Raw genomic sequence first — 13,471 nt, 5'->3', positions numbered from 1 at the left:
TTTTTTCATGCCGCGGTGCCGGCGACGCGTGCCGGCTTCGCGCGCATGTTAGATCACATCAATCGCGCGTGATCGCGCGCGGCGCGAGCGGCGTTTCCGGCGTCGGATAGCCGGCTTCCTTGAAGGTCTGCACGATCGCGCGATTGGTGTCGAAGTAGACCTGCCAGTAGTTCTGGTTGGACGAATAAGGACGCACGCACAGCAGCGGTCCTTCTGGCGTGAAGCTCAAGACTTCGATGTCCGGCGCGGGGTTTTCGGACACGTTCGGAATCTTCGCGACGGCGGCTTTCAGACGCGCGATCGCGTCGGTCGGATCGACGCCGTTTGCGATCTTCGCGGTCAGCTCGACGCGCCGGAACGGCAGCACGCTGTAGTTCGAGATGGTGTCGGAAAAGATCTTGTTGTTGCCGACGATGGTCATTACGTTGTCCGGCGTGACGATCGTCGTGCCGAACAGGCCCAACTCGGTGACGGTGCCGGTGACCCCCGCGGCCGTGACGAAATCGCCGACCTTGAACGGTCGCAGCACCTGCATGAACACGCCGGCCGCGAAGTGCGCGAGCAGGCCGCCCCATGCAGTACCGATCGCGAGGCCGAGACCGGCGAGCAATGCGGCGAACGACGTCGTCTGCACACCGAAGATTTGCAGGATTGCGAGGACGAGCAGCAGGTTCAGCAACGCGCCGAGAATCGACGCGAGGTAGTGAGCGAGCGTCGGATCGACCTTGCCATTGCGCGCGAGCACCTTGCGCAACAGGTTGGAGATCAGCCCGATGACCCAGCGGCCGACGATCCACAGCACGATGGCGCCGATCACCTTGGTGCCGATGTCGATGCCCCGGGTCATGATGAATGCACGTGCGGTTTCGATATCCAAGATGTTCCTCGTTATAAGTTGTCGTCAACGGATTGAACGACGGTGGTGCCATGACCCACAACGCGCGGTCTTCGGGAGTTATAGCCGACGGCGCCCGCCTGCGCAAGGACCGTTCCTGCGCTGCTCGCGGGCGGCAATTGAGAGACGAAAAATGGCGGGAGTATGTGAGAAGCCGGTCGAGCGCGCCGCGCCTACATGCGCAGCCGCGATTCGGAATACGGTGACGTGTGGATGACAACTGGGTTGTCCTGGTCGCTTTTCACGGCTCGCCTGCGCGTCGACATGCGATGCCACGAGAAAGCGATCACGATTGCGAGCGCATATGCGCCAGCACGCTGAAGAAATAAAGTCGGCCGGACGAATTGTCCGTAGCGGCTCTGCGCGTCGGCGAACACGACAAAGGTCAACAAGCCGTCGAGCACGCACGCGACCAGCGCGAGCACGATGAAAATCACCGGGCCACTCAAGGTAGCACCCAACCCAAACCGGTTATACAGTCGACAGGCCATCGACACGATGGCGAGCAAGGCGAGGTTCGATAGCAGATCGAACAGAAAGTTGGTCATTATCGGTTCAATGAAAAAGCAATGCGCCGTGGGTTTGCCGGAACGTATGCTCACGCAAGGTTCAGACATGCTCCGCTGATTCGGCGGCGATCATTGCATATCTTTTCATCTCGATAAATAACCAGAAGAAGCGATAACCGTGTCACTCTTTCTTTCGAGCGCTTTTATGTGCAATTGGAATGTGAAGAGTCGCAGGCCTCCGGTCACGCGAGAACCGCTGTCGGCCCAAGGGAAGAAATCGCCGTTGACACCGCCCTGTCGTAGCCGTATGTCATCTTCGTAGCGATTGCCGCCGACTTCGAAGTTGTGCAACAGATTGCACTGTGGTGAAAACACCAAATCGACATTGTTTAAATTTTGACAAGTCGCTCCGAGCGTCTATCCGTGCGAGGATCAAATGTCGATGTTCCTGACATGAAGATCCAGTTACGGGGGCTCCATGAGTAGCATTCCGCTTATCTGGGCAGCGGTGCCGCATAACAGCGACGGTGTTGTCTTTCAGATCCAACTTGGCCGCGGGCTTCAGCGTTTTCACGTGTCGCGGCGCGTGCTCGAGGATGTGTTCGAGCTCGAACGGAAAGCGTCCGACGCACGCCAACTCGAATTCTTCTACGTGCACGAGCAGCGCATTCTCGCGCGCGCCAGCGCAAAGCGCGCGACGGCCAGCTCGACCACCGTTTCATTACAGGCCGCCGATTTCGGCGTGTCGAACGACAGCGAGCGCTGGGCGAGGCCGAGCGGCATCGCGCACGGCCTCGTCTAGGCGAGAATTGGCGGCGGTGACTGCTTTCGTCCGCGCCGAACTCGATGTCACCGGATAGACCCGATGCTGCCAGACCCGATGCAGCCGCGCGTCGCGCGCCATCGTTTTCGACGTTTGCGGGTGCGGGCAACGGAAAAAGAAAAGGGCCGACATGCATTCGCATGTCGGCCCTCGAATCTTTTGGTAGGCCGTACGGGATTCGAACCTGTGACCAACGGATTAAAAGTCCGCTGCTCTACCAGCTGAGCTAACGACCCAAAAGAGAAGCGAAATTATATCGGCGAACCGATGGCCTGTCAACAGTACAAGGCCGTCAGGCCAATGAAAAGCCCGGGCATCACTACCCGGGCTTCCCAGCGAGAGGCGCGCGTGGCTATCACTTCGGACACTGCGCGTCACTGCCGACAACTACATCAAAACGTGATCAATCCGCCACCGCGAACTACTTGATCTGCGACAGCTTGCTCTGCGCCGACTGCGCGACGTCCGAGCCGGCGTATTGCGCGACGATCTGCTCGAGCGTCTTTTTCGCCGCGGCCTTCTGGCCTTGTTCGAGCTGATTGTTCGCGATCGCGAGCAGCGCTTCCGGCGCACGCGGATGCTGCGGGTACTTGGCCACGATACCTTGCCAGACCGCCGTCGAACCCTTGTAGTCGCGCAGTGCATACAGCGCGTTGCCGAGCCAGTATTGCGCGGTCGGCTGATAGGGGCTGCTCGGATATTTGGAGATGAAGCTGCGGAACGATGCCGCCGCGCTCTTGAAGTCCCCGCTGCGGAACTGCTGTGAAGCCGCGTTGAACGCATCGGTTTCACCCGGCTGCACCTCGCCCTGGACGCCATCCACCGTCTGCTGCTGCGGCTCGAATTTCTTCAGGCGCGTGTCGAGATCGGTGTAGTAGTCCTTCTGCTGCTTTTGCAGCGTCGTGAGCTGGTTCGCCATGTCCTCGTTCTGTCCGCGCAGCGTCGCGACCTGCTGGTTCAGCTGGTCGAGACGGTTGGACTGATCGAGGATCGTGCGCTGCGCCGCCGACAGCTGGCTCGACAGACTATCGGTCTTCGAGCGCAGATCGAGAATGGCCTGGCGGGCCTGATCGTCGTCGAACATGCCCGCGTGGGCGGGCACGGCCACGAGGGCCGAGCCTGCTACGCAGGCCGCTGCGGCAACCCGCAGCCAGGAGAAACGATGCGTCATTCGGCTTATCACCCGTTGACTTACTGTTGATACACGAGGTCGGCGCGGCGGTTCTGTGCCCACGACGCTTCGTCATGACCCGTTGCCAGCGGCTTTTCCTTGCCGAGGCTCACGGCTTCCATTTGCGAATCCGACACGCCCATCAGCGACAGCGAACGACGCACGGCTTCAGCACGCTTCTGGCCGAGTGCCAGGTTGTATTCGCTGGTGCCGCGCTCGTCGGTGTTGCCCTGGATCAGCACGTGACGCTGCGGGTGACCCTTCAGATATTGCGCGTGTTGTTGCAGCAGCGCTTGATAGTCGTCCTTCACCGAGTAGCTGTCGAAGTCGAAATAGATGCTGCGCTTTGCGAGCGGGCTGTTCGGATCGTTCAGCGGGTCGACGTTGACCGTCGCGACGTCGTTCGGATTCGGTTGACCCGAGCCTGCGCCCTTGCCGGCGTTTTCGTCGAGCTTGACGCCAGAGTGACATGCGGCCAATGCACCGACCATCACGACGGCGAATGCGAAACGAAGTTTGGACATCATTTGATTACTCTCCTTGTGTTATTGCATCAACGTTATTGCATAAACGGGCCCCAGGATGGCTCGCGTACGCTGCCCCCCTGAACGGACAGGACCTGCCGAGTGCGACCATCGGTCGATACTGCGGCCAACACGCCACGGCCGTTCACCTGAGTGGCGTAAAGAATGTACTGACCGTTCGCCGCGAAGCTCGGCGATTCGTCATGTGAAGTGTCCGTCAGGCCCGTAGCGGTTCCGCCTTGCAGGTCCTGGATGTACAGCTTGAATGCACCGCCGACGCGCGAGATGTAGGCAAGCTCCTTGCCGTCAGGACTCACACGCGGGCTGGTGTTGTAGCTGCCCGTAAACGTGACGCGTTGCGCGTTGCCCGCGCTTTCGCCTTGCGCCGGCATCTTGTAGATCTGCGGAGCGCCGCCGCGGTCGCTCGTGAAATAGATCCACTGACCGTCAGGAGAGTAGGTCGGCTCGGTGTCGATCGAGCTGCCCTGCGTGAGACGACGCAGACCGCTGCCGTCCGCGTTGACCGCGAAAATCTGCGTATTGCCGGTACGCGACAGCGCGACGGCGAGCGTGCGGCCATCCGGCGACCACGCCGGCGCGCTGTTGTTGCCCTTCTGGTCCGATACGACGATGCGCCGGCCCGTAGGCAGGTCGTGGATATAGACGATCGGCTTCTTCTTCTCGAACGACACGTACGCGACCTTGGTGCCGTCCGGCGACCAGGCCGGCGAGATGATCGGCTCGGGGCTCGACAGCGCGATATGCGCGTCCTGGCCGTCCGAATCCGAGATCTGCAGCTGGTAGCGGTTGCCCGACTTGATCACATACGACAGGCGCGTCGCGAACACGCCGCGATTGCCCATCAGCTTGGCGTAAATGTAGTCCGCGACCTTGTGCGCGCTCATGCGCAGACCGCTTTCCGGGCTCACTAGCACGAGGCCGCCGAGGCTTTCGCCCTTGACCGTGTCGTACAGCTTGAAGCGCACTTCGTATTGGCCGTTCGGCAGGCGGTTCACGCTGCCCGCGACGAACGCATTGGCGCCCTTCGCCTTCCATGCGCCGAGGTCGACGGAATCGGTCTCGGACACTGGCGCCGAGCCTGCGTCGATATTCGTGAATTTGCCGCTGCGTTGCAGATCCTGACGCACGATCGTGCTGACCTGCTGCGGGGAGTTCGCTTCATTGGCGAAATTCGCCGTTGCGATCGGAAACTGGGTGGATCCGACGCCCGTCACGAGGACGTTGAGTTGTGCGTTGGCGGCGCCGCCGACGGCGATCAGGCACGTTGCCACGAGTGTTCGCAGGCCTAGCTTGGTCATCAAACTCATGCTGTATGGGTTCCTCAAAACGGTTTTACTTAATACTCGAAGACAGCAGACAGACCGGTAAACGGTTATTTCGTTCCCGCGCAACGCCGCGCCGGATCGGGCGTTGCGTGGGCCGTCAGCCGCTTGTCAGTCAGCACCTCAACCTGCCGGACGCAGCGTGATAGTGAAGCTTTCCGGCGTCTTTCCATTGATGTCCTGCGGCATCGGATCGGAACGCTGCACGGCCCGCAATGCTGCGGCATCCCAGGCGGGATTACCGCTGCTGCGATAGACGGACGCATTCAACACTGTGCCGCTAGGCGAGCAACGGACGGCGATCACGGTTTCGAGACCCTCGGGTGACTCTGACCAGACGATGTTCGGACGAACGCGCCGCTGCACCCGGTCATTGAACGCCGGCGTCGCTGCAGTGCCGCCCGAGCCATTACCAGTTCCGGTCTTCCCAAGCCCGTTGCTCGTGGAGTTGCCGCCGCCCACGCCGCCGACCATGCCCTGCATCTGCGCGAGGCGTGCATTGCGCTCGGCGTCGAGCTTCTTCTTCGCCTGTGCGGCCGCATCGGCTTGCGCCTTCGCCTTCGCCGCTTTCTCGGCATCAGCCTTCTTCTGTGCTTCCGCCTGAGCCTGCTTTTGCTCCTGCTGCTCTTTCAGTTGCTGCTGCTTCTGTTGCTCGGCGAGCTGCTGTTGCTTGAGCCTCTCGGCCTGCTGCTGTTGCTGCTGTTCCTGTTGCTGCTTGAGCTTCGCGGCTCTCTGCGTCGCCTGATCGGCCGCCAGCTGCTGCTGACGCTTCGCTTCCGCTTCCTGCTGCTGTTTCAGTTTCTGCTGTCGCTGCTCTTCGGCCAGTTGCGCCGCGCGAGCCGCTTCCTGCTGGTGGCGCTTCTTTTCCTGCAGCGCGATGTCGGCCTGCTCGTCGCGCACGGGCGGGGCAGGGGCGACCGGCGCGGGCGGCGGCGTGACGACGGGATGCGGGATCGCGGAATCCGGTACCTCGGTCCACAGTTCCGCCTGCTCGCCCTCGGGCGTGCTGTTTTGCCACTGGATGCCGTGATAAAGAAAGAATCCGAGCAGCGCATGCATCACCAGCGCGAACAGAAAAGCTCGCCCGGTGCCGCGTTCACGCGGTGGCTGAAGCGGATATTCGGTGTTCTTGCGGATCATTGCGATTTGACCAGCAATCCAACGCGCTTGACGCCCTGAGCCTTCAACTCGGACATCACATTCATCACGACTTCGTACTTCACGGTTTTGTCGGCGGCGATCACGACGGGCTGATCCGGGTGCGATTGTGCCCGATCGGCGATGAAACCTTTGAGGCCAGCTTTCGTCACGTCTTCCTGCTGCTGCGTGCCGGAGTCGTCCTTGTACTTGACGCTCATGTTGCCGTCCGCGCGGATGTTGACGATCACGGGCGGCGTCTGCTGCTGCGGCGCGGCGCCGCCGACGGTCGGCAGATTGACGATCGACGGTGCGACGAGCGGCGCCGTGACCATGAAGATCACGAGCAGCACGAGCATCACGTCGATGTACGGCACGACGTTGATGTCGGCCATCGCGCGACGCGAGCGCGAGCCGCGCATGCTGGAGGAGCGGGAGCCTGCCATCGGGGCCTCCTTAGTGTGCCTGGCGCTGCAGGATGTTCGAGAACTCTTCGATGAAGGTTTCGAAACGGATCGCCAGACGGTCGATGTCGTGCGCGTAGCGGTTGTAGGCGACCACGGCCGGAATCGCGGCGAACAGGCCGATCGCGGTGGCGGTCAGCGCCTCGGCGATGCCCGGCGCGACGTTCGCGAGCGTGGCCTGCTGCACGTTTGCGAGGCCGCGGAACGCGTTCATGATCCCCCACACCGTGCCGAACAGACCGATATACGGGCTGACCGAACCGACCGATGCGAGAAACGCGAGGTTCGCCTCGAGCACGTCCATTTCACGCTGGAATGCCGCGCGCATCGCGCGCCGGGCGCCGTCGAGAATCGCGCCGGGATCGTTCAGGCGTTTCTCTTTGCCTTTCAGGAATTCACGCATGCCGGACTCGAAAATCCGCTCGAGCGCGCCGATCGTGTGGCGGTTGTTCGCGGCGCTCTGATACAGCGCCTGCAGGTCGCCGCCCGACCAGAAATCGCGCTCGAAGCGTTCAGTTTGCGCGCGCGCCCGGCGAATCGCAAACCACTTGCGGAAGATGAAAGTCCATGAGAGTAGCGACAGCAACAGCAGCAGAGCCATGACGGCCTGGGCCAGCAGGCTCGCGTTGAGTACGAGTGAAACGATCGACAGATCTTGTGTAGTGTTCATAAAGGTTCGTTTTAACGTCCCGGGAAGGGGGCGTCCGGCTGCAAAGCCGCTTCAAGCTTGCCGTGGGCAAAACGGAAGCTTCGGCGATATCGAAGCCGAACCATGCTTTGTGCTACCTGACCGGTATGAGTTCACTGGCCCCGTAACAACGAGGCTCAGGTATCGTCCGTTGACATGCCGCCGTGGTTCAGTCCGCTCTCTCGCCGACGCCCGGTCCATGCCGCAGCGCGGCGAGAACCGAAGGCGGGATCGCAACTGGCCGTAGGGTCGCGCGGTCCACACAGCCAACCCGGACCGACCCGCTAGCAAGCAACGTGCCTTCACGCCAGGCTTCCTGCGCGAAATCTACCGAAGCTCGGCCAAGACGCTCGATCCGGCTGATAATTTTCACGAGATCGTCGAGGCGGGCCGGAGCCCGGTAATCGACCGCGGTACTGCGCACGATGAAAATCGCGTCGTTTTCTTCCGCAAGGCGATGCTGGTCGACGCCACACGCGCGCAGCCATTCGGTGCGAGCCCGTTCGAAAAACTTCAGGTAATTGGCGTAAAACACGATGCCGCCGGCGTCGGTATCTTCGTAGTACACGCGGATGGACCACGTATAGCCGATTTCCGTGCCTGGCTGGCTGGTCGACATATTCATGCGGCGCATTCTACCGGAACGCAAACTCGGGGGTCTGTTTCGAAGTGTGTGTTGCGCTCGGTGGGTGCCTGCGGCGATGGTTGCCGGCTCTGCCGGCCGCGCCGGGACTGGAAGCGCGATATCGGCGCGCCGGGCGAAAAAAGTCAGCACGGGTGATAGGCGGCGGCGCGACCAATGGTAGCGGCCGCCGCCTCAGCCCGCCTTCAAACTCAGCCGCGATGTACGGACAGACCCGCGAACGACTGTGCGACCGGCATCAGCTCGATCGTGTTGATGTTGACGTGGGCCGGGCGCGTGGCGATCCAGTAGATGGAATCGGCGATGTCTTCGGCCGTCAGCGGCTGCACGTTTTCGTAGACCTTGGCGGCCTTGTCGTCGTCGCCGCGATAGCGCACGTTCGAGAATTCGGTGCCGCCGCACAGGCCCGGCTCGATATCCGTCACGCGCAGCGCGCTGCCGGCGAGGTCGGCGCGCAGGTTCAGGCTGAACTGGCGCACGAACGCCTTGGTCGCACCATACACGTTGCCGCCCGCGTACGGCCAGCGGCCCGCCACTGAACCCAGATTGAAGATATGTCCGCGATTGCGCTCGATCATGCCGGGCAGCAGCGCATGCGTGACCTGCACGAGGCCCGTGCAATTGGTCTCGATCATGGTGTTCCATTCGTCGAGGCTCGCCTTGTGTGCCGGCTCGGTGCCGAGCGCGAGGCCGGCGTTGTTGACGAGCACGTCGATCGCGGCGAAGTCGGCGGGCAACGAGGCGGGCACGGCTTCGACGGCGGCGCGGTCGCGCACGTCGAGTTCGTACGGCAGCAGCGCGTCGCCGAGTTCGTCGGCGAGTGCCTGGAGGCGGTCCTTGCGGCGAGCAGTGGCGACGACACGATGGCCGCCCTTGACGAACGAGCGGGCGATGGCGGCGCCGAAGCCGGCCGACGCTCCTGTGACAAACACGATCATTGCAGTTCCCTGGTCGGTAAGAGACAAAGGCCCCAAGCCTACTTCCAATGCCGCGCTGCGGCAAGGATGGACGAGCCGGATCGGCGGCTGCCGCGGCGGCGCGCAACGGGTGCGCGGCGCGGTCGGCGTGCTTTCGTCAGATGGTTGCCCAGCGGGGCCGCCAGAAAGTCCGCAGGCCCCGCCAGCAGCCGCCGGAGCACCCGCAAGTCGGTTGCCTATTCGGGCCTCTTCCAATACACTAACGCGCTCGACCCTGCGTGACTGGCGATAGAACCGAGTCGTCTGACTCAGCCGATTCAACCAATCGGGTTCAAGGTGGAACAACCCACCGTGAAGCGCAGGGTGCCGTTTTGCCGTTCGCCTGGGCAGCCGTGAACCGCGCGCATTAATCTGCGCTGACGGTGGCTGGCCTGCCTCGCGTGTGCGGCGACTCTCCACTCGCCACGTCAGGGCAAGCCTCGCCGCCCACAGCGCTGCGTACCCCGCTGTGTACCCTCTACGCAGGATTCGGCGCACGATCCGGTCAACCTGAAAACACTCAACGGAACCCGTATGTTTGACAGAGCCCAAAGCACCATCGCCAACGTCGATCCTGAACTCTGGAAGGTCATCGAGCAGGAAAACCGCCGTCAGGAAGAGCACATCGAACTGATCGCGTCGGAAAACTACACGAGCCCGGCCGTGATGGCCGCGCAAGGCTCGCAACTCACGAATAAGTACGCCGAAGGCTATCCCGGCAAGCGCTACTACGGCGGCTGCGAGTATGTCGACGTCGCTGAGCAGCTGGCGATCGACCGCGTGAAGCAGCTGTTTGGCGCGGAAGCCGCGAACGTGCAGCCGAACTCGGGCTCGCAGGCCAACCAGGGCGTGTTCTTCGCAATGCTCAAGCCGGGCGACACGATCATGGGCATGAGCCTCGCGCACGGCGGCCACCTCACGCACGGCTCGCCGGTCAATATGTCGGGCAAGTGGTTCAACGTGGTCAGCTACGGTCTGAACGAAGCCGAAGACATCGACTACGACGCTGCTGAAAAGCTCGCGCAGGAACACAAGCCGAAGATGATCGTGGCGGGCGCATCCGCGTTTGCGCTGCGCATCGATTTCGAACGCATGTCGAAAATCGCGAAGTCGGTGGGAGCCTACTTCATGGTCGACATGGCGCACTACGCCGGTCTCGTCGCAGCGGGCGTTTATCCGAACCCGGTGCCGCACGCCGACTTCGTCACCACCACCACGCACAAGAGCCTGCGCGGCCCGCGCGGCGGCGTGATCCTGATGAAGGCCGAGTATGAGAAGCCGATCAATTCGGCGATTTTCCCGGGCATCCAGGGCGGTCCGCTGATGCACGTGATCGCCGCTAAGGCCGTCGCGTTCAAGGAAGCGCTGTCGCCGGAATTCAAGGCGTATCAGCAGCAGGTCGTCGAGAACGCGCGGGTGCTCGCTGAAACGCTGGTCAAGCGCGGGCTGCGCATCGTGTCGGGCCGCACGGAGAGCCACGTGATGCTGGTCGACCTGCGTGCGAAGAAGATCACCGGCAAGGCTGCGGAGGCGGCACTCGGCGCGGCGCACATCACGGTCAACAAGAACGCGATCCCGAACGATCCGGAAAAGCCGTTCGTGACCTCGGGCATCCGCCTGGGTTCGCCGGCCATGACCACGCGCGGCTTCGGCGTGAAGGAAGCCGAGCAGGTCGGCAACCTGATCGCCGACGTGCTGGACAACCCGGAAGACGCCGCGACGATCGAGCGCGTGCGCGCGCAAGTCGCCGAGCTGACCCAGCGCTTCCCGGTTTACGGCTAAGCCGTCATGCATTGCCCCTTCTGCCGCCACGCCGATACGCAGGTCGTCGACTCGCGCGTATCCGAAGACGGCGCGACGATTCGCCGGCGCCGCCGCTGCCCGGCCTGCGACAAACGTTTCACGACGTATGAGCGGGTCGAGCTGGCGTTGCCGTCGGTCGTCAAGAAGGACGGCACGCGCACGGAATTCGATCGCCGCAAGATCGTCGCGAGCATGCAACTGGCGCTGCGCAAGCGCCCGGTTGCGGTGGACGCGATCGAAGCGGCGGTCGCCCGCATCGAGTATCAGCTGCTCGGCAGCGGCGAGCGCGAGGTGCGCAGCGAGCGCCTCGGCGAACTCGTGATGAACGAGTTGCGCGCGCTCGACACGATCGCCTATGTCCGTTTCGCTTCCGTGTACAGGCGCTTCGAAGACGTTTCCGAATTCGAGGACGTGATCGAGGAATTTCGCCGCGCCTCTTCCCCGCCCAAGCCTTCCCGCAAGCGCTGAGCGCACGCGTGCCGCAGCTGAGCCGCGGTCATTCGCATCCATTGCCTCGCGCATTTCGCGCTTTTCTTCACGCATCGCTTCTCCCGCCTCCGTGATCGATCGTCACGTGCATTGTTGCGTGCGCTAACGTCTGAATGCCACCTGGCCATTCGGACGATGGTCGGCGCACTCGCAAATCGCTAGATTGGCTGCATCTGTTCGAAACGCTCAGGGATGCAGATGAAAATCAATGGAACTCGCCGGCCGTCCCGCGCCGGTTTCACGCTCGTCGAGACGCTGGCGGTGATAGCGCTCGTGATGCTGATGGCGGTGATGGCGATGCCGTCGTTCGCCGCATGGCAGATGCGAGATCAGGTCGACGCGCGCTCGAAGGCGCTGCTGTCCACCTTCGCCTACGCGCGCAGCGAGGCGCTGCGGCGCGGCGCGCGTATCACGGTGTGTCGCGTCGATGCGGCGCGCGTCTGTCTCGCGTCGGGCCAACCTTGCGCCGATGGCGTCGCCGACTGGGCCTGCGGATGGGCCGTATTCGCCGAACGCGGCGGCAAGCCGTCGTTGTTGCGCGCGCAGCCGGCGCTTGCGGCGGTGAGCATCGCCGGCGTGCAGACGGATATGACGTTCACGCCGCCCGCCGGCCAACTGATCGGCGCGTTTCGAAGTTTCGATATCGCGCCGCGGAGCCCATCGAAGTCGATGCAGGGCAACCCGTGGCGGCGCTGCATCAGTGTCGCGGCAGGAGGTCGCGCGCGGATCTCGGAAGGCGCGTGTGGAGCGACGTCATGAGACGGCCCGCATTCCACACCCGGTTGCGTGCGCATGCGTCGGCATGTGGCGGCAGTTCGTTGATCGAGGTGATGCTGGCGGTCGCGTTGGTCGCGGTGAGCGCGCTGGGGTTGATCGCGGCTCAGGTGTGGACCGCACGTGAAGCGCGCGCGATGTCGCTGCGCGAGAGCGCCACGTGGATAGCCGAGTCGATCGCCGAAGCGACGCGCACGCCTTCCGTGGGCAATGCCGCACTCAATCAATGGAGCGCTTGGGCGAGTGTTCTGCTGCCGCACGGCGACGCATCGGTCGGCGAGAGCGGCGCAGTCGCTGCGGCGCGCGTGACGTGGGCTTCCGTGCGGGACCGGCCCACTGCGGGCGATGGGATCGGCCCGTCGGCGGAGCCTTGCGGCGGCGTCGATGCACCGGCCGGATCGTCGTGTGTCGCGTTGGCGTTCGCGCAATGAAGCGGCTGCATTGCCCACGCGGTCACACGCTGGTCGAATTCCTGATCGCGATGGCGCTCGGGCTGATCGTGACCGCGGGGGCCGTGTCCCTTTACACGACGCAGCGCAACGCGTTCGTGCAGGCGAGCAACGCGGCCCGGATTCGCGAAGCCGGCTTGACCGCGCTGATGCTGATCGGCCAGCAATTGCAGATGGCCGGCTTCGTTCCTGCCGATGTCGTTGGTTATAACGCGGCGCCTGCGCTGTTCGGCTGCTCGGGCGGTCGCCCGACCGGCGCCGACGACAACCTCACTTGCACCGCGTTGAGTACCGGCTCCGATGGCGTCGCGATCCGCTACGTCGCAGACGTCGTATCGACGTGGCCATCGTCGAGCGGGCAGGTCACCGACTGTGTCGGCCAGGCCGTCAAGAGCAGCGACGCAGTTCTTGGCGATCACGGCGCGCCGGTGGTCAATCGGTACTTCGCCAACCTCAGCGGCTCGACCGGCGAGCCGGAGCTTTACTGCGTCGGCAGCGGCAATGCGGGGTCCGCGCAGCCGCTGGTCGAAGGCGTCGAGCGCGTGCGGTTGCGCTACTGGCTGAGCGGTGCGGCCAATGCTGTGAACGCGTCGGCCGTCGCGGCGGATCAATGGACGAACATCGTCGCGGTAGATGTCTGCGTGCTGGTGCGCGGCGCGCCGCAAGGACGGCGCTCGAAGTACATCGATTGCGATGGCGTGAGTACGCTCGGCACCGACTTGCGGCCTCGGCAGGCGTTTTCGCGCAGGGTGGCGCTGCGCAATCGCGCGGAGGTATCGTCGTGATGGACCGTGACGCAGCAA

16 protein-coding genes, 1 tRNA gene and 1 riboswitch are annotated in these 13,471 nt (G+C 63.3%); of the genes, 6 read left to right on the top strand and 11 right to left on the bottom strand.

The window, feature by feature from the left end; genetic code table 11:
* Positions 1-58: 58 nt before the first annotated feature.
* Both QFZ94_RS27665 and QFZ94_RS27660 read right to left on the bottom strand, forming a co-directional pair.
* A complete protein-coding gene (locus QFZ94_RS27665; RefSeq protein WP_018431865.1) occupies positions 59-877 on the bottom strand; it encodes a mechanosensitive ion channel family protein in 819 nt (272 codons plus the stop codon).
* Between the two features lie 191 nt (positions 878-1,068).
* The gene (locus tag QFZ94_RS27660; RefSeq protein WP_429460835.1) at positions 1,069-1,443 is read right to left on the bottom strand and encodes a hypothetical protein; all 375 of its coding nucleotides are present in this window, start codon (positions 1,441-1,443) and stop codon (positions 1,069-1,071) included.
* A gap of 439 nt (positions 1,444-1,882) precedes the next feature.
* Between QFZ94_RS27660 and QFZ94_RS27655 the strand changes: the two genes are divergently transcribed.
* Positions 1,883-2,206, top strand: a complete 324-nt coding sequence (locus QFZ94_RS27655; RefSeq protein WP_429460833.1) for a hypothetical protein — start codon at positions 1,883-1,885, stop codon at positions 2,204-2,206.
* Between the two features lie 181 nt (positions 2,207-2,387).
* On the opposite strand, the gene QFZ94_RS27650 is transcribed toward QFZ94_RS27655, so the two are convergent.
* From QFZ94_RS27650 to ydfG, 9 genes are all read right to left on the bottom strand, one after another.
* Positions 2,388-2,463: transfer RNA gene (locus QFZ94_RS27650), tRNA-Lys, on the bottom strand.
* A gap of 185 nt (positions 2,464-2,648) precedes the next feature.
* On the bottom strand, positions 2,649-3,398 hold the full coding sequence (gene ybgF / locus QFZ94_RS27645) for a tol-pal system protein YbgF (RefSeq protein WP_368585418.1): 750 nt from the start codon (positions 3,396-3,398) through the stop codon (positions 2,649-2,651).
* 20 nt (positions 3,399-3,418) lie between these two features.
* Positions 3,419-3,925, bottom strand: a complete 507-nt coding sequence (pal, locus tag QFZ94_RS27640; protein WP_368585417.1) for a peptidoglycan-associated lipoprotein Pal — start codon at positions 3,923-3,925, stop codon at positions 3,419-3,421.
* Between the two features lie 32 nt (positions 3,926-3,957).
* Positions 3,958-5,250 (bottom strand): Tol-Pal system beta propeller repeat protein TolB, encoded by a 1,293-nt coding sequence (tolB, locus tag QFZ94_RS27635; protein ID WP_410848098.1) that lies wholly within the window; start codon positions 5,248-5,250, stop codon positions 3,958-3,960.
* A 138-nt stretch (positions 5,251-5,388) separates the two neighbouring features.
* A complete protein-coding gene (gene tolA / locus QFZ94_RS27630) occupies positions 5,389-6,405 on the bottom strand; it encodes a cell envelope integrity protein TolA (RefSeq protein WP_429460830.1) in 1,017 nt (338 codons plus the stop codon).
* Positions 6,402-6,848 carry a protein TolR gene (tolR, locus tag QFZ94_RS27625; protein ID WP_429460828.1) on the bottom strand — a complete coding sequence of 149 codons (447 nt, stop codon included), beginning with the start codon at positions 6,846-6,848 and terminating at the stop codon, positions 6,402-6,404. Before tolR ends, tolA begins: the two co-directional genes overlap by 4 nt.
* 10 nt (positions 6,849-6,858) lie before the next feature.
* Positions 6,859-7,536, bottom strand: coding sequence for a protein TolQ (gene tolQ, locus QFZ94_RS27620; RefSeq protein ID WP_006047860.1), 678 nt, complete (start codon positions 7,534-7,536; stop codon positions 6,859-6,861).
* Between the two features lie 187 nt (positions 7,537-7,723).
* Positions 7,724-8,188, bottom strand: coding sequence for a tol-pal system-associated acyl-CoA thioesterase (gene ybgC / locus QFZ94_RS27615; protein WP_410848097.1), 465 nt, complete (start codon positions 8,186-8,188; stop codon positions 7,724-7,726).
* 200 nt (positions 8,189-8,388) lie between these two features.
* A complete protein-coding gene (gene ydfG, locus QFZ94_RS27610) occupies positions 8,389-9,135 on the bottom strand; it encodes a bifunctional NADP-dependent 3-hydroxy acid dehydrogenase/3-hydroxypropionate dehydrogenase YdfG (RefSeq protein ID WP_429460826.1) in 747 nt (248 codons plus the stop codon).
* A 247-nt stretch (positions 9,136-9,382) separates the two neighbouring features.
* A riboswitch (ZMP/ZTP riboswitch) is annotated at positions 9,383-9,509 on the top strand.
* A 178-nt stretch (positions 9,510-9,687) separates the two neighbouring features.
* Here ydfG and glyA point away from each other — a divergent pair.
* The 5 genes from glyA to QFZ94_RS27585 all read left to right on the top strand — a co-directional run bounded on the left by glyA (position 9,688) and on the right by QFZ94_RS27585 (position 13,453).
* Positions 9,688-10,935 carry a serine hydroxymethyltransferase gene (glyA, locus tag QFZ94_RS27605; protein ID WP_368585413.1) on the top strand — a complete coding sequence of 416 codons (1,248 nt, stop codon included), beginning with the start codon at positions 9,688-9,690 and terminating at the stop codon, positions 10,933-10,935.
* Positions 10,936-10,941: 6 nt separating this feature from the next.
* On the top strand, positions 10,942-11,424 hold the full coding sequence (gene nrdR / locus QFZ94_RS27600) for a transcriptional regulator NrdR (RefSeq protein ID WP_008919734.1): 483 nt from the start codon (positions 10,942-10,944) through the stop codon (positions 11,422-11,424).
* Positions 11,425-11,637: 213 nt separating this feature from the next.
* Positions 11,638-12,204, top strand: coding sequence for a GspH/FimT family pseudopilin (locus QFZ94_RS27595; protein WP_429460823.1), 567 nt, complete (start codon positions 11,638-11,640; stop codon positions 12,202-12,204).
* Positions 12,201-12,650: a type IV pilus modification PilV family protein gene (locus tag QFZ94_RS27590; protein ID WP_368585410.1), complete on the top strand. Its 450-nt coding sequence runs from the start codon at positions 12,201-12,203 to the stop codon at positions 12,648-12,650. The genes QFZ94_RS27595 and QFZ94_RS27590 overlap by 4 nt, the downstream gene beginning before the upstream one ends.
* On the top strand, positions 12,647-13,453 hold the full coding sequence (locus QFZ94_RS27585) for a PilW family protein (RefSeq protein WP_429460821.1): 807 nt from the start codon (positions 12,647-12,649) through the stop codon (positions 13,451-13,453). Before QFZ94_RS27590 ends, QFZ94_RS27585 begins: the two co-directional genes overlap by 4 nt.
* Positions 13,454-13,471 lie beyond the last annotated feature (18 nt).

The organism is Paraburkholderia sp. JPY465 (genome assembly GCF_050436725.1).
In the GTDB taxonomy this organism is placed as follows: domain Bacteria; phylum Pseudomonadota; class Gammaproteobacteria; order Burkholderiales; family Burkholderiaceae; genus Paraburkholderia; species Paraburkholderia youngii.
The sequence above is the reverse complement of the archived record's forward strand: the minus strand, read 5'-3'. Positions and strand labels throughout refer to the sequence as shown.